The sequence below is a fragment of the Flavobacterium sp. J27 genome, assembly GCF_004303025.1.
Lineage (GTDB): Bacteria > Bacteroidota > Bacteroidia > Flavobacteriales > Flavobacteriaceae > Flavobacterium.
The window spans coordinates 481,580-503,365 of record NZ_PJQW01000001.1 but is presented as its reverse complement, the minus strand read 5'-3'; the positions used below and the strand labels follow the sequence as shown (position 1 = coordinate 503,365).

Annotated in this window: 19 protein-coding genes; 5 read left to right on the top strand and 14 right to left on the bottom strand. The window is 31.0% G+C overall.

The features are described from left to right. Positions 1 to 2,859: choice-of-anchor L domain-containing protein (locus tag CX675_RS02015; RefSeq protein WP_205728589.1), on the bottom strand; the 2,859-nt coding region annotated here is incomplete at its 3' end. Between the two features lie 102 nt (positions 2,860 to 2,961). Here CX675_RS02015 and CX675_RS02010 point away from each other — a divergent pair. Beyond that, on the top strand, positions 2,962 to 3,861 hold the full coding sequence (locus CX675_RS02010) for a NifU family protein (RefSeq protein ID WP_130733536.1): 900 nt from the start codon (positions 2,962 to 2,964) through the stop codon (positions 3,859 to 3,861). Between the two features lie 51 nt (positions 3,862 to 3,912). Here the strand turns inward: CX675_RS02010 and CX675_RS02005 are convergent, their stop codons facing one another. Further along, positions 3,913 to 6,156, bottom strand: coding sequence for an inorganic phosphate transporter (locus CX675_RS02005; RefSeq protein WP_130733535.1), 2,244 nt, complete (start codon positions 6,154 to 6,156; stop codon positions 3,913 to 3,915). A gap of 160 nt (positions 6,157 to 6,316) precedes the next feature. Here CX675_RS02005 and CX675_RS02000 point away from each other — a divergent pair, with 160 nt between their 5' ends. The 3 genes from CX675_RS02000 to CX675_RS01990 are packed head-to-tail and all read left to right on the top strand — an operon-like array spanning position 6,317 to position 9,411. Further along, complete coding sequence (locus tag CX675_RS02000) at positions 6,317 to 6,517, top strand: dodecin family protein (RefSeq protein WP_130733534.1); 201 nt, start codon at positions 6,317 to 6,319, stop codon at positions 6,515 to 6,517. Positions 6,518 to 6,575: 58 nt separating this feature from the next. Beyond that, positions 6,576 to 8,600: a thioredoxin domain-containing protein gene (locus CX675_RS01995; protein WP_130733533.1), complete on the top strand. Its 2,025-nt coding sequence runs from the start codon at positions 6,576 to 6,578 to the stop codon at positions 8,598 to 8,600. After that, the gene (locus CX675_RS01990; protein ID WP_130733532.1) at positions 8,593 to 9,411 is read left to right on the top strand and encodes a mechanosensitive ion channel family protein; all 819 of its coding nucleotides are present in this window, start codon (positions 8,593 to 8,595) and stop codon (positions 9,409 to 9,411) included. The genes CX675_RS01995 and CX675_RS01990 overlap by 8 nt, the downstream gene beginning before the upstream one ends. Here the strand turns inward: CX675_RS01990 and tsaB are convergent, their stop codons facing one another. From tsaB to CX675_RS01975, 3 genes are all read right to left on the bottom strand, one after another. Further along, the gene (gene tsaB, locus CX675_RS01985) at positions 9,412 to 10,071 is read right to left on the bottom strand and encodes a tRNA (adenosine(37)-N6)-threonylcarbamoyltransferase complex dimerization subunit type 1 TsaB (RefSeq protein ID WP_130733531.1); all 660 of its coding nucleotides are present in this window, start codon (positions 10,069 to 10,071) and stop codon (positions 9,412 to 9,414) included. A 105-nt stretch (positions 10,072 to 10,176) separates the two neighbouring features. Then, entirely contained in the window at positions 10,177 to 11,484 is a 1,308-nt protein-coding gene (locus CX675_RS01980) for an efflux RND transporter periplasmic adaptor subunit (RefSeq protein WP_130733530.1), read from the bottom strand. A gap of 5 nt (positions 11,485 to 11,489) precedes the next feature. Beyond that, positions 11,490 to 12,926 (bottom strand): TolC family protein, encoded by a 1,437-nt coding sequence (locus CX675_RS01975; RefSeq protein WP_130733529.1) that lies wholly within the window; start codon positions 12,924 to 12,926, stop codon positions 11,490 to 11,492. Positions 12,927 to 13,027: 101 nt separating this feature from the next. Here CX675_RS01975 and CX675_RS01970 point away from each other — a divergent pair, with 101 nt between their 5' ends. Further along, positions 13,028 to 14,419, top strand: a complete 1,392-nt coding sequence (locus CX675_RS01970) for a DUF4403 family protein (RefSeq protein WP_130733528.1) — start codon at positions 13,028 to 13,030, stop codon at positions 14,417 to 14,419. Positions 14,420 to 14,421: 2 nt separating this feature from the next. On the opposite strand, the gene CX675_RS01965 is transcribed toward CX675_RS01970, so the two are convergent. The 9 genes from CX675_RS01965 to CX675_RS01925 form a co-directional block, all read right to left on the bottom strand. Beyond that, positions 14,422 to 14,715 (bottom strand): hypothetical protein, encoded by a 294-nt coding sequence (locus CX675_RS01965; RefSeq protein WP_240723566.1) that lies wholly within the window; start codon positions 14,713 to 14,715, stop codon positions 14,422 to 14,424. Continuing rightward, positions 14,705 to 15,250 (bottom strand): DUF420 domain-containing protein, encoded by a 546-nt coding sequence (locus tag CX675_RS01960; RefSeq protein WP_130733527.1) that lies wholly within the window; start codon positions 15,248 to 15,250, stop codon positions 14,705 to 14,707. The genes CX675_RS01965 and CX675_RS01960 overlap by 11 nt, the downstream gene beginning before the upstream one ends. Before the next feature lie 26 nt (positions 15,251 to 15,276). Continuing rightward, positions 15,277 to 15,903 carry an SCO family protein gene (locus CX675_RS01955; protein ID WP_130733526.1) on the bottom strand — a complete coding sequence of 209 codons (627 nt, stop codon included), beginning with the start codon at positions 15,901 to 15,903 and terminating at the stop codon, positions 15,277 to 15,279. A gap of 6 nt (positions 15,904 to 15,909) precedes the next feature. Further along, complete coding sequence (locus CX675_RS01950) at positions 15,910 to 16,614, bottom strand: hypothetical protein (RefSeq protein WP_130733525.1); 705 nt, start codon at positions 16,612 to 16,614, stop codon at positions 15,910 to 15,912. An 85-nt stretch (positions 16,615 to 16,699) separates the two neighbouring features. Beyond that, positions 16,700 to 17,050 carry a cytochrome C oxidase subunit IV family protein gene (locus CX675_RS01945; protein ID WP_130733524.1) on the bottom strand — a complete coding sequence of 117 codons (351 nt, stop codon included), beginning with the start codon at positions 17,048 to 17,050 and terminating at the stop codon, positions 16,700 to 16,702. A gap of 19 nt (positions 17,051 to 17,069) precedes the next feature. Further along, positions 17,070 to 18,053 carry a cytochrome c oxidase subunit 3 gene (locus CX675_RS01940; protein ID WP_130733523.1) on the bottom strand — a complete coding sequence of 328 codons (984 nt, stop codon included), beginning with the start codon at positions 18,051 to 18,053 and terminating at the stop codon, positions 17,070 to 17,072. Positions 18,054 to 18,097: 44 nt separating this feature from the next. Then, positions 18,098 to 18,685 carry a cytochrome c oxidase subunit 3 gene (locus tag CX675_RS01935; protein WP_130733522.1) on the bottom strand — a complete coding sequence of 196 codons (588 nt, stop codon included), beginning with the start codon at positions 18,683 to 18,685 and terminating at the stop codon, positions 18,098 to 18,100. 1 nt (position 18,686) lies between these two features. Continuing rightward, the gene (gene cyoE / locus CX675_RS01930; RefSeq protein WP_130733548.1) at positions 18,687 to 19,589 is read right to left on the bottom strand and encodes a heme o synthase; all 903 of its coding nucleotides are present in this window, start codon (positions 19,587 to 19,589) and stop codon (positions 18,687 to 18,689) included. Positions 19,590 to 19,682: 93 nt separating this feature from the next. Next, positions 19,683 to 21,785: a capsule assembly Wzi family protein gene (locus CX675_RS01925; RefSeq protein ID WP_240723565.1), complete on the bottom strand. Its 2,103-nt coding sequence runs from the start codon at positions 21,783 to 21,785 to the stop codon at positions 19,683 to 19,685. Position 21,786: the final 1 nt, after the last annotated feature.

The following is a 21,786-nucleotide window of genomic DNA, read 5'->3' as shown; positions in this document are numbered from 1 at the left end:
ATAATAATTACCAACGGTCAATGCAGGTAAAAAATAACTATCACATTGAGTAACATCAACTGGTGCATCGGCTACAGGAGTTGAATTAACTGTTACAGTGAAAGTATTTTCATCGAAACAATTTGGTGTAGTACCCGTTTCTGCATAAACATACAACATTTGCGTAGTTGTAATAATATCGTTTGCATTTAACATAGAACCTGTTCCACCTGGACCTGTGTAATAATTACCGTTCGCTAAAGTTGGCAACACATAACTATCACAAACCGCAACATCAACTGGTGCATCTGCTACTGGAGTTATGTTAATAGTTACCATAAAACTATTTTCATCGAAACAATTTGGTGTTGTACCCGTTTCTGCATAGACATATAACGTTTGGGTTGTTGTAACGACAAATCCTGAATTCAGCATCGTTCCTGTTCCGCCTGGACCCGTATAATAGTTACCACTTGTAAGCGTTGGTAATATATAACTATCACAAACTGTAACATCAGCTGGTGCATCGGCTACAGGAGTTGAATTAACTGTTACAGTGAAAGTATTTTCATCGAAACAATTTGGTGTAGTTCCCGTTTCTGCATAAACATACAACACTTGCGTAGTTGTAATAATATCGTTTGCATTTAACATAGAACCTGTTCCATTTGGACCTGTGTAATAATTACCAACTGTTAACACAGGTAATACATAATTATCACAAACTGTAATGTCTGCTGGTGCATCAGCTACTGGAGTTACGTTAATAGTTACTGTAAAACTATGTTCATCGGTACAATTTGGTGTAGTACCAGATTCTGCATAAGTATAAATTAACTGTGTTGTCGTGATAATATCATTTGCATTTAACATGGAACCGGTTCCTCCTGAACCTGTATAATAATCTCCATTAACTAGAGCTGGTAATATATAACTATCACAAGCTGTCACATCAGTTGGAGCATCTGCTGTTACGCCTGGAACTATTGTTATTGTAAAGCTGTTTTCATCCGTACAATTTGGGGTAGTTCCAGTTTCAGCATAAACATATAAAGTTTGACTTACTGTAATAACATCATTTGCATTTAACATAGAACCTGTTCCTCCTGAACCTGTATAATAATTACCAGTAGTAAGTGCTGGTAAAACATAACTATCACATTGAGTAACATCTGATGGTGCATCAGCTACAGGTGTTTGGTTAACTATTAAATTAAATGTTGTTGTTGCAAATACTGTAGGATCTGTATTGTCCTCAACTCTAACATAGATGACTTGTGGATTTGAAGTATTTTGATACGCATTTGGAGGAGTTGCTAAATCTAATGTTCCCGAAATATCATCTGCTCCAGCTTGAGTTGTATGATAACTTACAGTATAATCAGAAGCATTAAGTGTACCTATTACAACTCCATCTTGAACAGTTAAATCAAAAATTTCAAATCCGTCATTACTTACATCATCACAAGCATATAAATCTGAAGGTTGTACAATTGGAAGACCACATAAAGAAGGTAAGGTAACCAAGTTAAACTGAGAATATGCTGGGCAAGACAATGCAAAATCTTCAACACGAACATAAATAGTAGTTGGTGGATTTGTGTCTACAAAATAAGGAGAAATTTGATTTAAATTATCTATAGCGTCTTGAGCCGTTAGAAAATACAAAACATCATAATTAGAAGGATCTAAAGAACCTAAAACAGCTGGAATATTATCGTTTAAGTTAAAATTCTCATCACAACTTTGTAAATCAGAAGCTGGATTATTAACCACTATACCCTGTAAATATTCTACAATAATGCAATCATTCTGAATACAACTAGATCCTGAAATATTACTTGCTTCAACACAGTAAGTACCAGGTTGAGTTACTAATAATGTTTCACTTGTTTCTCCAGGAATTACTGTGGGTCCAGAACCTGTATCAATTGTCCAAATAAAATTATAATCAGCTGGATCAAGACCCGAATCTAAAAGTTTAGTATCTCCAGGGCACAATGCAAAACCATTTGCGACAGTCATATCTTCTGTTTGAAAACCAACTCCAACTGGGTAACTCAAATTTGCCGTACCCACATTAAAACTCCCAGCTTCTATAAAAACTGCAGAATCAAATTGATTATCATTATAATCACCTATAGCTAACTTAATTCTATAATTATTGTTTGGTATAACTGTTGCTGATGCAGTCATTGGCACTGTATAGCCTCTCATATTCATTACAGTTGAAGCTGCAGGCAGACTAGGTGTATAAGTATCAAACAACAACACATTTTCAGATGGACATCCAGTGTTATTAGCATTATCTCTAATATTTACAACAGATACAGGAGTATTTGTACCAGGAATAACAGCAAGATTTGTTTGCACACCTGTATTCAAATCTGTTAAAATAAAGGCAAATACATCTGCGAAATTACATTGGTACGTACCATATTCATTAGATGCAAATACAAAATTAAAACTAAAATTATCTGTCAAGGGTGTAAAATCAAATTGAACATAAGTAGCATCTTGTATGTTTCCTGTTTGTCCACTAGCATTACTAATATTTTGTAAATCTGTATCGGTACCAGTAGTTCCTGAACAAACAGTTGATAAATTTGAATTAGAATACTGACCAGCTGTTGCAGTTACATCACCATTTCTCAGAATCATTCCTGCAGAAAAGTCAAAATTCGCACCTCCATATTGAAAATAACCAATCCCACATGTATTTGATGAAGAGAAATTGGAAACCAAAGCACAAGGAGAATCTATCAATACATCTTGTACCAACTGTGGCACTGTGTATGTAGTAGTATTTACCGTAATTGACTGGCTATAAGAACACATAGCCAACAAAAAGGATAAAATGAAATAGTAGTATTGTTTCATTTGGTAATTTATTGTTATAGATTTGTTAATAAATTGGTTGTTTAAAACAAATATAAATAAACGATTATAAAATGTTCGTATCTTTGCAAAAACAACGTTATAATGTCAAAAATATCGATAAAAAACACAAAAAACCCTTCAATTGTAAAATTTGAATTCGAAGAAACCATTATTAAGGGACAAAATTTCGAATTTAAAAATATTGATGAAACAAAAAATGCTCCCTTAGCAATGCAATTATTTTACTTACCATTTGTAAAAACTGTATATATTTCGGGTAATTTTATAGCTATTGAAAAATTTTCAATTGTGGAATGGGAGGATGTACAAGATAGTGTAGCAGAACAGATTAATGATTTTATTGCAAAAGGTGGTGAAATCATTAAACAAGAAGCCACATCTAACAAAAAACTTCCTATTACAATCTATGCAGAAACAACTCCAAACCCAGCTGTACAGAAATTTGTTTGCAATAAACTGTTAACTAAAACCTTGGTAGAATTTAAAAACATAGATGAAACTATAGCTTCTCCATTGGCAAAAGAATTATTTAAATTTCCATTTGTAAAAGAAGTATTTATAGATGAAAATTATATTTCTATTACCAAGTATGAAATTGCTGATTGGAATGAAATCACAATGGAGCTAAGAAGTTTTATTAAGGAATATATTGAAAATGGGAACACTGTTGTTGATGAAACTCAAATTATAAAAACGGAGAGTCATACAAAACAACAAGACACTTATTTTGAAAATCTAGATGTTACTTCTCAACAAATTGTAAATATTCTAGAAGAGTATGTAAAACCCGCAGTACAAAGTGATGGTGGAAACATTATGTTTGAATCTTTTGATGCTGAATCTAAAAAAGTAAAAGTTGTTTTACAAGGCGCTTGCAGTGGTTGTCCTTCATCTACCTTTACTTTAAAAAACGGTATTGAAAATATGCTAAAACAAATGTTACACGACAATGAAATTATTGTGGAAGCCATAAATGCTTAAAAATAAAAAAATAATGCAAAAAAAGAGAGCTTTAATCGCTCTCTTTTTTTATTATTTCTTAGTATCAATTTGTTTATTAAACTCTTTAAACAATTCTAATAAATTCATTGTAGCTTTCACTAAATCATTTGTTTCCAATAGTAATCCAAAATATAATTTACTGTTTTTTGGACTATTCTCTGTTGTTCTAATTCTAATGATTTGTTTTTGAATTAGTTCAGAAATAGATTCAATAAGACTAGCCTTCTCTTTTAGAATTTCATCAATTTGAGAAAAATCTTCTTTCTGCAAAGTAACATCTAACTTGTTAAACAAATGTTGTAATTTATTATCAACCGACTTTAAATCTCTTATTTGATTAAATTTTAATTGCTTGTGATTATTATTTATATGAGAATAACTATTTAAAGTAATATAACCAATAGATTGAACCATATCTTGCAAATAGCCTAAAATAAGAACATAAAACTTACTCGCTTCTAAAGAGGTTTCATCTAAATTTTTAATCACATAATAAACATTACTTTTTAAATCATCAATATCTTTTTCTAATTTTTTAAGCTTCTTTTTATTTTCTTTTAATTTGGCTAAATCTTGCAATCCTAAATTATTGATTACATCAGTATATAATCCATTCGTTTTACGAATTACTTTCCCTACTTGTGAAGAACTTTCAGAAATAATTTCTTTAATTGAAAAAATATCTTCTTTTTTTAATTTTATTTCTTCTTCCTTTTCTTTTGTCTTTTTCACATGCTTTCTAGCACTTCTATATAATAGAATTCCTACCGTAACCATTAAAGCAAAGAAAGCAAATACTTTTCCAAAATTAAGTAAGACAGCTATAGCTCCTGCCATTAAGAACGCTACAAACGCGGTTACAAACCAACCTCCAATAACATTTATTACACCTGCAACACGGTACACAGCACTTTCTCTATCCCAAGCTCTATCTGCAAAAGAAGTTCCCATAGCAACCATAAAGGTTACATATGTTGTAGATAAAGGTAATTTTAATGAAGTTCCTATAGCAATTAAAATACTTGCAACCATTAAATTAACAGAAGCTCTTACCATATCAAAAGCTGGCTCTTCGCTTTTCTTTGATGCTGGTACTACTTTAGTGAACTGTTTATCAATTTTAACTTCTAATGATTTTGGAAGAAAATAGTTCAACACCTGACCAATATACATTACTCCTCTAACAATAACTCGAGATAAATTATTTGCATCAAAACGTTCGGTTCCTTCACTTTGTCTAGACAAATCAACACCAGTGGCAATAACCTCTTTTGCTTTTTTAGAAGTCCAAAGTGTATAAACCATGATTCCTCCACCTATTAAAAGCAACCAAAAGTTTGCTCTCAATTCTGAAGAAGCTAAAGCTCCCATTAACATAGTAGCATCACTTCCATTAGCTGTGAAGATATCATACGATTGTAAAGCTGCAATAGGTACACCAATAAAATTTACCAAATCATTTCCTGCAAAAGCAAGCGCTAAAGCAAAAGTTCCGATGATGATGATAATTCTAAAAATATTAATTTTTAAAGTAATTAAAATTTGAGATAAAACAGTCCAAAAAGCAAAACAAACACCTATAATTAACAATTGATTTGATTTCATTAACTCTTTTAAATCGGCAGTCATAAAAGATGAACTTTTCAATCCTTTAAATAAAATAAAATAAGTGATTGCCGTAATTCCAATACCTCCAAAGATGGCTCCAAAATATTTTATCCTTCTTTCATAATGAAAAGAAAAAATAATTCTCGATAGATATTGTATTAAAGCTCCAATGGTAAAAGAAAGTGCTACTGATATTAAAATACTGGACACAATTTCAGTAGCTTTCTCTTGATTGATAAAGTCTAAAATTGAATTAGTATTATTATCATTAGTCATCATTTTAAAAATCCCTAAACAAACTGCACCGCCCAGTAATGAAAAAACAACTGATACTGTTGTAGAAGTAGGCAAACCTAATGAGTTAAAAATATCTAATAACAAGACATCGGTAATCATTACAGCTAAAAAGATAATCATTACATCATTAAAAGTGAACATGGCAGGTACAAAAATACCACTCCGAGCAATTTCCATCATACCACTTGAAAACAAAGCTCCTAAAGCAATTCCTATACTCGCAACTATCATTAATGTTTTGAACGAAACTGCTTTTGATCCTATTCCAGAATTTAAAAAATTAACCGCATCGTTAGCCACACCTACCATTAAATCTATTGAAGCCAATAATGCTAATGCGACAAGCATTACAAGATATATTTGTTCCATTTAATCTTAAATTTTTTTCTTTTGCAAAAGTCCTGCAACTATTTCTTTTCAATGTTAAGTTAATGTTATTAATTTCAGTTCCTAAAAATATATAATTTGCATTTTTTACAATATTTAAGTACCTTTAAATGAATTATTAACAACAAAAACAAACTATATTATGGCAGTATTAAAAGTTATAGAAGTATTATCGAGCTCAGAAAAAAGTTGGGAAGATGCAACGAAACAAGCCGTTGAAAAAGCATCAAAAACGCTAAACAACATTAGATCTGTATATGTTAAAGAACAAAGTGCAGCGGTAAAAAACAACCAAGTAACTGAGTTTCGTGTGAATTTAAAAGTCACTTTTGAATTAGATTAATTTTAATTCTTTACTTACCTTTAAGCGTTCTTTACGAACGCTTTTTTTATTATTACTCATGAACGAATTACACAAAGAATCAAGCCCTTACCTCTTACAACATGCTACAAATCCAATCCATTGGAAGGCTTGGAATTCTGAAACATTACAACTTGCAATAAAAAACAACCAGCTTATAGTTATTAGTATTGGTTATGCTGCCTGCCATTGGTGTCATGTTATGGAACATGAATCTTTTGAAGATGAAACTGTTGCACAAACTATGAATACTTCTTATGTTTCCATTAAAGTAGACCGAGAAGAAAGACCCGATATAGATGCCATATATATGAAAGCTATTCAAATTATGAGTGGACAAGGAGGATGGCCTTTGAATGTAGTTTGTTTACCAGATGGAAGACCTGTTTGGGGTGGCACTTATTTTAGAAAAGAAGAGTGGGTTAATGCTTTAGAGCAATTGCAACAATTATTCACTACTAATCCTCAAAAAATGGAAGAATATGCCATCAAACTTCATGAAGGGTTACAACTTATTAGTTTGGTTCAAAAACCAACTGATGACACCCTCTTTTCAGAGCAAAAAATGCAATTTCTTTTAGAAAAATGGCAAAAGAGTTTCGATTTAGAATATGGTGGCTATGCCCGTGCTCCAAAATTTATGATGCCAACCAATTTAGAGTTCTTACAACGTTATGGTTTTCAACATAATGACCAATTTATTCTAAACTATGTTGACACAACTTTAACCCGTATGGCGTGGGGCGGATTATTTGACATCGTAGACGGCGGATTTTCAAGATACTCAGTAGATTTTAAATGGCATGTACCTCATTTTGAAAAAATGTTATATGATAATGCCCAACTACTTTCTGTATATGCCAACGCTTACAAAAGAACACATAATGAATTATATAAAATAGTTATTGAAAAGACCATTCAATTTTGCGAAAACGAACTTTTAAATGATAAAAACGGTTACTTTGCTTCTCTAGATGCTGATAGCTTAAATGATGTTGATCATTTAGAAGAAGGAGCATTCTACACTTGGACAAAAGAGGAATTACAAACACTCTTACAGGAAGACTTCCCGCTATTTTCAACGATATTTAACATCAATTCTTTTGGTTATTGGGAAGAAGAAAGAAAATATGTCCTCATACAAAATCAAACATTAGAAGCTATTGCTAAAAAAGAAGGCCTTTCCATTGAAATAGTTTCTCAAAAGAAAAAAGAATGGGAAAACTTACTGTATACGAATCGTAAGCAAAGAAAAAAACCAAGATTAGACGACAAAAGTATTACTTCATGGAATGCTTTATATATTTCAGGTTTAGTGGATAGCTATAAAGCTTTGGGTAACCAAAACTACGTACAAAAAGCGATAGAAGTTGCCTCATTCATAACCCATCAACTGACGAATGAAAATGGAGCACTTTGGCATACTTATAAAAATAATGAAAGTAAAATTGAAGGCTTTCTAGAAGATTATGCCTTTACCATAGCAGCTTATCTTAACTTATATCAGGTTACTTTTAATAAAGAATATCTTCATTCTGCAAAACAACTCACAGACTATTGCTTTGAGAATTTCTATGATGAAAAGGAATGTTTTTTCTCATTTACATCAAAAAATGCTACCGCTCTTATTGCACCTCATTATGAAACAGAAGACAATGTAATTCCTGCATCTAACTCTGTTATGGGACATAATTTATATGCTTTAAGTATTTATTTTGAGAATAGCTATTATGAAAAAACATATCAAAAAATGTTGTCCATTATTTTACCAAATATAGATTATGCATCAGCTTTCTCAAATTGGTTATCATTATGGCTAAACACGTTAGAATCTCAAAAAGAACTTGCTATTTGTGGAACACATGCTGTAGCTAATGCTGTTCTTTTTAATTTGCATTATTTCCCAAATATCCTTCTTGCTGGAACAACAAAACCAACGGATATTCCGTTTTTACAAGAGCGATTTGACAAACAGCAAGACATCTTTTATCTTTGTAGTAACAAAACGTGTCAAATACCCGAAATAAAAATTGAAACTATTATAAACCAAATAAAAAATGACTAGCGAAAAAATTGAAAAGTATACCGAATTAGTAATCAAAACCATTGTTGAATATTCTCCTAAAGTAGTAACTGCTATAATTATTCTAATTTTAGGTTTATGGCTAACAAGTATTACAACTAAAACCATTAAACGAATTTTACTAAAAAGACATGTTGATATTACATTATCAAATTTTATCGGAAATTTTATTTTCTGGACTTTACGTGTTTTAGTATTTATAACCGTAGTTTCAAACTTAGGTGTGCCTACCTCTTCTTTTGTTGCTATTTTAGGTGCCGCTGGTTTAGCTGTGGGTTTAGCACTTCAAGGCTCATTATCTAATTTTGCAGGGGGAATTTTAATTATTTTATTCAAACCATTTAAACTGGAAGACGTTATTGAAGCACAAGGAGAAATTGGTACAGTAAAGGAAATACAAATTTTCAATACAAGACTTTTAACTGCTAATAACCAAACCGTTTATATACCAAATGGTGCGCTGTCTAATGGTGTTATAAAAAATTACACTCAAGAAGGGATTCGAAGAATTGATGTAACGATTGGTGTAGATTACAATTCCGATTTAAAACAAGTAAAAGAGGTTATTTTAGATGTCTTAAGTAAAAACGAATTGGTTTTAAAAGAACCAGCTCCTGCTGTTATTGTTATGGCTTTAGCAGATAGTTCAATTAATTTAGCCGTTAGACCTTGGGCAAAGGCCGAAAACTTCTTAACAGTTCATAGTCAAACCTTAGAACAATGTAAAGTAGCATTTGACAAAGCAGGTATTGAAATTCCTTATCCACATCAGGTAGAAATTCAAAAAAAATAATTATTTGTTTAAAACAAAATCTTTTAAATAAAACGGTTCAAAGTAAGCGACATCTACAAAGTCGCTTTTTTTGTACTTTTCAAACGACAAGTTACTCATTTCATTAGCAGAAGGATACACTATATGTTCATGAAAAATAAATTTTGCATCTGTTAATAAGGTTTTACATTTCATTGCTCCATCACCTACAAAGTGTACTATTTCTTCCATTTCTTTATACGAAGAGGCATCAATGATTTCGGCTTCAGTTCCTCTTATTTTAGCATAATTTTTATCAAAATAAGCAGTATACACTTCCATTCTTCTGGCATCTATCATAGGAATAATAATTCCGTTATCTACTTTTAATTGATGCGCTAATAAAGCCAAAGTATCTATAGCAATTAAAGGTACTTGCAACGCATAACACAATCCTTTGGCAGAAGAAACACCTATGCGCAACCCTGTATAAGAACCAGGACCCTGACTTACAGCAACAGCCTGAATGTCTTTAAAATTACATTTAGCTTCTTCCAGAACTGCTTCAATAAAAACATGTAATTTCTCTGCATGAGAAAAGTTTTCAGTCGCAATTTCTTTGCATACTATCGTTTTTCCATCTTGTGCCAATGCAACGGAACAATTTTTAGTTGCCGTTTCTATATTTAAAATAAGTGCCATTCTCTCAAAGGTATATTAATGCAAAAATACAAAGTAGCTATTCTATAAAACAAAAAAAGACGCAAATAAAATTTGCGTCTCCAAAAAAATAACCTTAACTATTAACTACTTTTTTGCTTTATCGTTTTTATCCGCTTCGATTTTCACTTTATCATTAGACGTTAAATCTTTGGATACCATTAAATAAGGCCCTGTAATAATTTCTTCTCCTTTTTTCAAGCCTTCCATAATTTCTATATTTGTATCATCTTGAATCCCAGTCTTTACCACTCTTAATTTAGCCTTATCACCTACTTTTACAAACACACATTCAAATTTTTGATCGGGTTTGTAGGTTCCTTTGTTTTGTTTTTCTTCTTTCTCTAATTCAGCAACTATATCTTTTTTAACCGAAGTAGTGTCTTCTTTAATCACAACTGCACTAATTGGAACTCCAATAATATTTGCTTTTTTAGTTGTAATAATATCTACAGTAGCTGTCATTCCTGGCCTAAATGGAGAATAGTTTGGCGCTTTGTCTTTTAATAAATCTTCATATGATTCTTTTAAAATACGTACTTTAACTTTAAAATTAGTTACTTGATCTGCTGTTAAAGCTGTACTAGCCGAATTTGAAATACTTGTTACAATACCTTTAAATTCTTTTTTCAAATAGGCATCTACTTCAATTTTTGCTGAATCCCCTACATTTACTTTTACGATATCATTTTCATTTACATCTACTTCAACTTCCATGTTGTTTAAGTTCGCTACACGAAGAATTTCAGTCCCAGCCATTTGTTGTGTTCCTAAAACACGTTCTCCTAATTCTACCGAAAGTAACGAAATCGTTCCATCTGCCGGAGCATAAATAGTAGTTCTTCCTAAATTATCTCTAGCCTCGGTTAATGTTGCGGTAGCACTTTGCACATTAAAAAATGCCGATTGTTTATTTGCTTGAGCAACTTCATAAGATGAAACAACTTTATCCCATTCCGATTTTGAAATCACTCCTTTTTCAAACAAAGGTTTGTTTCTATCATAGTTTGCCTTAGCTTCTTTTACTTGTGCCTCTGCTTGACTTAAACCTGCTTTTGTTGTTGACAAACTAGCAGCAGTTCTATTTACACCAGAAACATAAATGTCTGGGTTAATTTTTACCAATAAATCTCCTTTTTTAACTTGCTGTCCTTCTTTTATAGGCAATTGAATAATTTCTCCTGAAACTTCAGATGAAATTTTAACTTCTATTTCTGGTTGAATTTTACCTGTAGCTGAAACAGTTTCTACGATTGTCATTTGGGCAACTTGAGCCACTTCAACCACTTTACTATCATCATTATTACCTATAACGCCTCCTTTTTTTAATGCAATTAAAAGTATAATTAAACCTACACCGGCTCCTAATAAGATGTATATCGATTTCTTTGACATGGTTATTATTGTTTTTGAATTAATGGTATTCCGAAATAAAATTCTAATATTTTTGTTCTAAAAATGTAATCATATTTTGTTCTAAGTACATCAGATTGTGCATTGATTAATAAGGTTTGTGCTTGATTAAAATCAAAAACATTCATTAATCCTACTTCATATCTATCTTTAGCGTAATTAAAAGACAACTTTCTTGCTTCTAATGTTACAAGAGCAGCTTCATAACTCTCTTTTGCAGATTTGGTATCTGTATAAGCTGTGTAAACATTTCGTTCAAGATCTAACTCTTGTTGATCATAAGCCAATTGTGCTCTTTCCATTGCCACTTTGGAACGTGCCACATTATTTCGCGTAGCAAAACCATTAAAAATGGGAACATTTAATTGTAAACCAAAGTTTTGTCCTTTATTGTTATCGAATTGTTCAAAAACAGGTAATGGATTTCCTAGAATTGGTGAAAAATTGGGTTGTAAAACATTTTGATTCGTCCCTTCTACAACACCTATAGTTGAAAAAGGATTAGAAGCATTGGGCTCCACGCCTACTACTCTATCAGAATTGGACGCTCTCGTACTAAAACTATAAAAACCAGTTAAACTTGGTAAATAAGCTCCTCTAGCAATTGAAATATCTTTTTTAGCTATTTCTAAATTAGATTGTGCAATTTTTATTTCAGTTCTGCTCTCTTTAGCTTTAGTAATTATGGCATCTGCATTTTCTGATAATATAGCACTTTCAAAAATATCTACATTATCATCCGATATGTCAAAAGTTTGAAAATTATCTAATCGCAACAACTGAGCTAAACTTAATTTAGAAATCAAAAGAGCGTTTTGAGCTGCAATTACACCTTGATTATCACTAGCAACAGAGGCTTCTATGTCTAATAAATCTCCATTTGGAACAACGCCTGCGCCAACTAACTCTTTCGTTTTTTCTAATTGAGATTTATTATAAACCAATTGTTGTTCTTTAACTTTTAAATTCTCTTTATTAAATAAAATTTGCAAATAAGCATTAGCTACATTTAAAGCTATATCTTCTTGCATTTTTACCAATTGGTATTGTGATGCAATGATACTTAGGTTTGATTTTCTCAATTGATTTTGATTTTGCAACCCTCTAAACAAATCAACACTTACATTTAATCCAGCGGAAGTAAATTGTGTCGTTTGGTTTTCTAATAAACCCGTTGTAATGTTCTGGTTTAAACCAATATTCCAAGAATGAGAAGCTGAAGCACTCACATTAGGCATAAAGTTACCTATAGCGTCTTTTTTATTAATTTCAGAATTTTTTAAATCTAATTCAGATTGTTGTACCGAAATATTATTCTTTATCGCATAGTCTACACATTCTTGCAAAGTCCATTTCTTTTCTTGTGCTATAATGTGTTGCATTCCTATGAGCAAGAAAAAAATAAGTATTCTTTTAGTTATCATTATGGATGAATTATAAATGAATTTTCTTATAAGACCAAAAAAATAAGTTTTTGTTACACTAATCGTATAATATTTTATTTTTGTAAACAAATTCCTTGAAAATGAAATATATCGTCAGTCTAATTATTGTATTCTCTTTATTCTTATTTTTAATTTCCTGCAGTTCTACTAGTAAAATTGAGGCTTTAAAACCTCCTTTGTCTGATGATAGTCCGATGGTTTTTAAAAATAAAACTTCTTTTATTTCATTACCTACAGAAATTACTTTAAAAGATATAGAAACACTTTTAAATAAAAACATGGATGGCTTAATCTACGAAGACAATGACATAAACGATGACAATACTGAAATGAAGATTTGGAAAACGGCTCCAATCCATTTAACCGAAACCAATGGCGAAATCCTTTCCGTAATTCCTATAAAAATTTGGACCAAAGTACAATATGGAACTAGCTTTATGGCTTTAAATGACACTAAAGAAATTAATTTAAACGGAACAATCACTTTAAACAGTAAAGCTCATTTATACAATTGGAAACTAACCACTAAATCATCAATTAAAGATTTTAAATGGAGTGAAAGTCCGAATATTGTTATTGCAGGAAAGAAAATCCCAATAACCTATATTATCAACCCAACGGTTTCTATTTTTAAAAGTAAAATTGCCAAAATGATTGATGAGGCTATCGATTCATCCTGTGATTTTAAACCTTTGGTTTTAGATGCAATGGAAAAAATTAGTACTCCAGTTTTAACGAATGACGCCTATGAAGCTTGGTTTAAATTAGTACCTGTTGAATTATATGTAACTGAAGCTGAATTAAAAAATAGCAAAATAACTATGGATATGGGTTTAAAATGTACCATGCAAACCATGATTGGTCAAGAACCCAAAAATACTTTTGACAAAAATAAACTCGTTTTAAAACCTGTTAAAACCATTCCTAATGAATTTGAAGTTGCAGTAGCTGCCGTTTCAACTTACGAAAGTGCATCTAAAGTGATTACCAAGAACTTTCAAGGACAAGAATTTGGTTCAGGAGGAAAAAAAGTAATGGTTCAAAAAGTAAATTTATGGCAAAATGAAGGCAAATTAATTATTGCTTTGGATTTATTAGGCTCGGTAAATGGCACGATCTATTTATCTGGTTATCCTCAATACAATACGGTTACTAAAGAAATTTTCTTTGACAAATTAGACTATGTTTTGAATACCAAAAGCGTCTTATTAAAATCTGCCAACTGGCTAGCTCAAGGTACTATTCTTAGAAAAATTCAAGAAAATTGCAGGTATTCTATTCAAGAAAACATGGATGAAGGCAAAAAAAGTATGGCAGGGTATTTGGCTAATTATTCACCAATGAAAGGCGTATTTATTAATGGCACTATGAGCGATTTTACTTTTGAAAAAGTAGAACTAACCAATAAAGCCATTATTGCATTTATTTCAACTAATGGAAAAATGAAAATAACCATTGATGGAATGGAATAAAATTATTCTACTCCATCAGTTGCCTCTTTTTTCTTAGCATATTTCATTTTATAGATAGCAAAACCAGCTGCGGCTACCAAAATATAAGGTATGACCATTAAAAAAACAATCCCGTCATTAATGGCTTCTGCTTGCACACCACTTTCTTCACTTTCCAAAGCAGCTCTGCACATGGCGCATTGTGCTTCTACGAAGAAAGGTAAAAGTGAAAAGGTAAAAGTGAAAAGTATTTTTTTTAAAACACCCAACTTTTTACTTTTTACTTTTATTTTTTTACTTTTTATTCTAATTTGCATAATAAGGTGAAATCATTAAATACACAACCACTCCTGTTACAGCAACATATAACCAAATCGGAAATGTAATTTTCGCTATTTTTTTATGCTTATCAAAACGTTCTGCCAATGCTTTAACATAAGTAATTAACACTAATGGAATTATAGCAATAGACAAAACAATATGAGTAATTAAAATAAAGAAATAAACATATCTAACAATTCCTTCTCCACCAAATGGAGTAGAATCTGAAGTCATATGATAAGCCACATACATCACTAAAAATAAAACAGAACAAAGAATGGCTAATTTCATCAAGCGTTCATGTACTTTACGATTTCCGTTTTTAATAGCCATTACTGCTGTAATTAACAAAATAGCGGTTATTCCATTAATCGCAGCATAAATAGGTGGTAAAAATGTTAATGGTTGCACATTAAAACCCATTTTCCTTAAGTTTACACCAAAAAGAACGGCTACAGCTACTGGGATAATAATAGATAAAGCAATGATTAATTTATTATATTTTGTTTCTATTGTAGTATTATTTTCCATATAGGAATATTTTTAAATTATAAATATTATTCTTCTAATAACTTCTTAATGTCTTCTTTTATAGCAATAACACCTTCATCGGTAGTACCATCATAATATAAAATTGGGTTGTCAAATTCATCTTTACGACATCGTATATTACCTTCTTTATCTATTAAAGCAAACAAACCTGAGTGTTCAAATCCACCGGCAACATTTTTATTCTCGCCTGTATAAATATTAAATCCTTTATTAGCTAAGTTATAAATATACTCTTTGTCACCTGTTAACAAATGCCAATTGTAGTGTTTTACTCCTAAAATAGCCGCATGCTCTTTTAAAACTTTTGGAGTATCAAATGCAGGATTTATAGTTATTGAAGCGACACCAAACTTTGGATTTCCATAAAACTCGTCTTGCAATTTCAACATGTTTTGATTCATAATTGGGCAAATTGTTGGACAAGTAGAAAAGAAAAACTCAACAACATACACTTTCCCCAAATAATCTTTGTTGGTAATTGTTTTATTGTTTTGATCTGTCAATTCAAAAGCAGGAACTTCACCCATAGTATGCAAATCTGACTTTTGAAATTTTGCAATAATTTTAGGCACAGCCCAAATTCCAAAAATTAAAACGATGAATGTAATACCTATATAAGATTTGTTTTTCATTATATATTATTTAGTTTGGTTTGCTTTTTCTACTTCATTAACGATATTATCTCGAAATTCATCTTTTCTTTTATTCTTTTTTAAAGCTAAACGATATTCTCTCAAAATAATTTTTACGTCATCTGTCATTTCATTATGTAAATCTGCTGCAGAAGATGCGTTATAGCTTTCTCTATATTCTTCTTCCCCTTTTTTGTTTTTACCTTTACGTCCTCTATGATTTCTGTTTTTATCTAAAATAATAACATTAGGAGTGCCAAAAGTAGCCTCTAATTCTGTTTTTAAATGCAAACTATCATAATAGGATTGAATTTTATCAGGAGTAGTAAAAACAAACTTCCATCCTTTCATATCTTCAGTTATCCGATTTAGTTCAGCAATCATTTTCTCAATTTCTTGCTCAGTACCTTGAGGAGCAATCATGACCATCTGAAAATCATCAAACCCAAAATACTTATTATATATTTTCTGATTTAAATTAAACATATTAGCCTTAAACTCCACCATATCTGTACCAGTAAAACCTAAAATTGTAATTTTATCTTGTAAATGTATTGATTGATTATTGCGTGTTTGCCAAGATTGAGGTATTTCAGCATTGTTTTCAGATAGAATAGGAAGAAATAACGAATTGTGCTTAGCAGAAGCAAAAATGAGATAAGTAACTATTGGAAAAATAAATAACGCAACAAGAACAATTTTTTTTTTCATTTACTATTTTTTTAGCTATTATTTCGAAATACAAAAGTAAAAAAAATCCCGATGAAAATCGGGATTTACTATATCTAAAGAAAGGTTAAAAAATCCATTCTAAGTGACCATTTTTAAACACTTCGAAAATGTAATCGCCTTCAACAAGAACGATAAAACATAAGTAAAGAATTAAAAAAATCAATGGTGCTACAACAGACCAACGTAAACTTGCCTTTTCACCTTCCAAATGCATAAAAGCCCACATAATATAATATGCTTTTACTAACGTTAAAATAATGAAAATCCAGTTTAACAAGCTTGTTGATAGAAAGTGACTTCTAAATAAGAAATCTGGCTTAACTATACCTAAAGCAACTTCTACAGTTGTAATTACGGAAAGAATTCCAAAAACGATCCAGATTCTTTTTGTATTTGATTCGTGTGCGTGTGCCATAACTTATCTTTTTATTTTTTTATACTAAGTAGAAGAATGTGAATACAAATACCCAAACTAAATCTACAAAGTGCCAGTATAATCCTACCTTTTCTACCATTTCATAACTTCTTCTTTTTTCGTATGTTCCTAAAATAACATTAAAGAAAATAATTATGTTTATTATTACCCCAGTAAACACGTGAAAACCGTGAAAACCTGTAATAAAGAAAAAGAAGTTTGCAAAAAGTTTATGTCCATATTCATTTCTAACTAAGTTAGCACCTTCAACAACATATTTCGCATCATTAATTCTTTTTAAAGATTGCTCTCTGTTTAAAGCTACTTTCTCTTTATCATGAATTTTCTCAGACAAAATAACTAAATCATTTTTTGCTTTAAAACCTTCAACAACTTCATTTACTGAATAAGATGGCAATGAAGACTCCTCCATAAACCAAAAACCTTTATTACGTGTTAAATGTTCTCTTTCTTCAGGTAAAACTAATGCAAAGTCAGCTAAAGCAACTCGCTCAAAATGACCTTCTTTGTCTACTTTTCCAAATTGCAAAATAGAACCTCCTTTAGTTTCTACTGCTCCATATTCTCCTTTAATAAAGTTTTTCCATTCCCAAGCTTGCGAACCTAAGAATATAAAACCTCCAATAATAGTTAAGAACATATAAAAAGCAACTTTACCTTTATTTAATTGATGTCCTGCATCTACAGCTAACACCATAGTTACAGAAGAAAAGATAAGGATAAAAGTCATCAAGGCCACATAATACATTGGTGCATCTACACCATGTAAAAATGGAAAGTGTGTAAACACTTCATCAGCAATTGGCCAAGTTTCGATAAATTTAAATCTAGAAAAACCGTAAGCCGCAAGGAATCCTGAAAAAGTTAATGCATCTGATAAGATAAAAAACCACATCATTAATTTACCATAGGTTGCTCCCATTGGTCCTGGTCCTCCGTCTAGCAAAGCGTGATCGTCATGTATAGTAACTGTCGCTCCCATAAAAATTTAATTGTTAAAAAGTTCCCAAATTTATTACTTTTTTTCTATTTGAAAAAATAGAAAAATAAAAACAAATATACCCAAATAAAATCCATAAAATGCCAATACATTGCACTTAGTTCAATACCAAGGGTTTGTAAGGCATTATACTTTTGTTTATAATGATTATAAATTACGATAATTAGTGATACAAAACCTCCAAAAAGGTGCGCTAAATGCACTAAAACCACAATGTATAAAAAAGTTGTCGTAATATTACTTTCACTTCCAGTAAAAAAGTACCCTTTTTCTATTACTTGAGCAAACCCTTTGAATTGAAAAAACACAAAAAGCACTCCTAATAACAATGTAAGCCACAAAAAAAGAGTAGTATTCAGACGATTTGATTTCTTAATAGACTGTAAAGCCATAATGAAAGTAGCACTACTCGTTATCATAACCACAGTACTCCACAAAAAAGCTATAGGCAATTGAAAATCACTCAACCAGTCTGGCCTAGATTTACTTACCACATAAGCACTTGACAACCCAGCAAAAATCATAAATATACTTATCATTCCAAAAATCAGTAACATTTTATATGTTTTTGATTTTCTAGAATTGTGCTCTTCTAATGTCATATTTGTTTCCATCCTATCTTATAAATTTATCTAAAATAAATACAATTTGCAACAACGAAATATACGAAACACTTACTATCATTAATTTTCTAGCTGCCTTTGCACTCATTTCATTATATAATTTAAACGCATAAAACAACATCCAAAACCCCAAAAGCACCACAATTGCAGCCGAAATTTTAGTTAAAAACAGTTTACCGGTAAATCCAAATGCCGGAATAACTGAAGCAATAATCATCCAAATAGTATATAGTATGGTTTGCAATGCCGTCTTTTTATCTTTTTTTCCTGTAGGCAACATAAAAAATCCAGCTTTTTTATAATCGTCATATAAAAACCATCCGATAGCCCAAAAATGTGGAAATTGCCAAAAAAACTGAATAATAAATAGTGTCCCTGCTTCAATTCCAAAGTGACCTGTAGCTGCTACCCAACCGAGCATGTAAGGAATTGCACCAGGAAATGCACCAACAAAAACCGATAGTGGTGTTATCGTTTTTAAGGGGGTGTACAAACTAACATACATAAAGATTGAAATAGCACCAAACATAGCTGTTTTGGCATTCACATAATACAAAATCGCTAAACCTAAAACAGTAAGTACTACACCTAAAATAAAAGCATTTTGCTTGCTAATTGTTCCCGCTGGCAAGGGTCGGTTTTTTGTTCTATCCATTAAAGCGTCTAAGTCCTTTTCAATAATTTGATTAAAAACATTAGAAGCACCAACCATACAGTAACCTCCTACCATTAAAAACAATAAAGTAATCCAGTTTTGACTCGTCCAATCTGAAACTCCAAGTAAATAACCAGCTAATGTAGAAAAAACTACACTTAACGCTAATCTAGCTTTAGTAATTGCTACAAAACTTGAAAAAAGTGACGGTTTTGAAATAGTATGATCTAAAGTATCCAAAATGAATAGATATCCTTGTTTAATTGGGCGCAAAGATACAAATAAGATTTTTTATTTATACTTAATTTTTGCTAGAAAAATTGCTCAAAAATGTTAATAATCGAAATACCAATTAAATAAATCACTTCGCAGACCAATTGAAAACCAAGTTGTGCTTATTTTTTGAAAATTTTCTGTTTGAATTTTAGGGTTAAAATCACGAAACATAAGATTCCCAAATAATTTTAAATTGGACGAAGGATTTACCACATAACCAAGTTGCAGATCAGCTATCATAATTGTGGTTTTATTTCCTTGTGCCACACTTACACCTGTGTCAAAAGGTCTATTTTCTTCATAATTTAAATAAATATTTCCTCCGTAATTATAAGTATCTGAAGCTGTATTAAAATCAAACCCGCGCTGTCCATAAGTAAATTTAGCCTCTCCAAAATATCTTCCGTTAAAATATCTAGCAATACCTATCAATTCTCTAAAATTTGCTCCCCAAGCATGCCCCATACTTTGGTTATTATGACCATAGTTTGTTAATGGATTGCTGTGTGAATAAACATAAGGCCTCACATGATTGTATTCTAATTGCAACATCAAATTTTTTACCTGAAAGGCATCATAATATTTAACTCCAATTTGATACCCAAATTTATTTCTCCAACTCTTATTTCCAGCTTTTACATCACTAATAGCGAATTCGTCTAACAGGAATTGTCCATAAATATTAACTTGATTATTCCATTTGTATTTTGCCGAAGCTCCTAATACAGCATTACCACTCTTTGAAGAAGATGAAAATTCTACCGCTCTATAAAAGATAATTGGGTTCACAAAATTAACATCGAATCCTCTATCATTTGTATTTGTCCAAACCACATTTTCAAATAATCCTATATTTAATCTTTTAGAAACGTTATAACTTAAATAATGACTTGCCATATATTTAGTCGCATAAGTTCCTTCTAGTGTAACATCTGGCCTAACGTCTTTCAACCACATATAAGTATTAGTATACTTAATCTTCCAAAAAGTAGTATTTATTTTAAAATAAGGATAGGGACTAGTAGCATCGCTTTGCAACAAAGAACGATATCCATCTCCAATAAAGTTCCTACCATAACCTATTTGTAAATCTATAAAATTACTTGGTTTGTATTTAATGTTAGCCTCTGCCATAGGAAAATCAAAAGAATCTTCTTTAAACTGCTTTGCTATTCCTATTCCTGGCACAATTGCCGGATTTCCACCCGAAGGCTTCAAGCTAACTGCATAAGCATTGTAGTAATCAGCAAAACGACCCTGACTCTCATAAATTGACGAGGTGAACGTAATATTTTTCCCAAGAGCTCCTTGCAGTTGTACTCCTCTAGTATTTACAAACGTATTCGATAAGTCACTATCAAAATCTTTTCCAATTCTTAAATCAAAAATTGGATTTAAAGTAAACCAATAGCCTTCACCTTGAATAGCCACCAAGTTTTCATTCCATATTTTTTTTCCCCACCAAGACTCTTTTTGTTTTAACAATTTAGATTGTACTGCTTCAAAATCATAATATTTAGCCACTTCATTATACGAATAAGGCTTTGTAGCAGTATGATTGTTACTTCCAACTTGATTTAATAAAGCTTCGAAATTATAATAATTCTGATGAGAAAAAGCAATATTTAAATCACTATTGAAATTCGGATTTTTAAAAGGTTTATACGATTTCTCTACCGCATCAAATTCAGTTAATTCTTTATTATTATCAATTAACATTTGATTGGTTTTAGATTCTTCCTCTGCAACAGTATTAACAATTTTACGCTCTTCTGGGTTTACCAAAGGAATTGCTATTGTTAGTGTAAATTTTGAATAGGTAGGTCTCCCCGAATAAAGTGCAGGTTTAATTTTTGGCAATATATCAAAGACTCTTTGTGTCTCTATTTTTAAGTCATTAGAAACAGCATTAATATATAACGTTTTAAAACTTCCTACTGTATCTACTTCAAAAACCACTATAACATTCCCTTTGTATTTTTTTTCAGAAAGCACGTTTGGCACTTTAAAATTAGTATAAATAAACTGTTCTAAAGTGGTATAAAAACAATTCTTAACTTGTTCTTCCGTTTCATTTTCACATTCCGAAAACAATGGAAAAGTTTCATTTTTAGTTTGCGAAAACAAAGATGTACCGAAACAAAAAACTATTAAAACCATG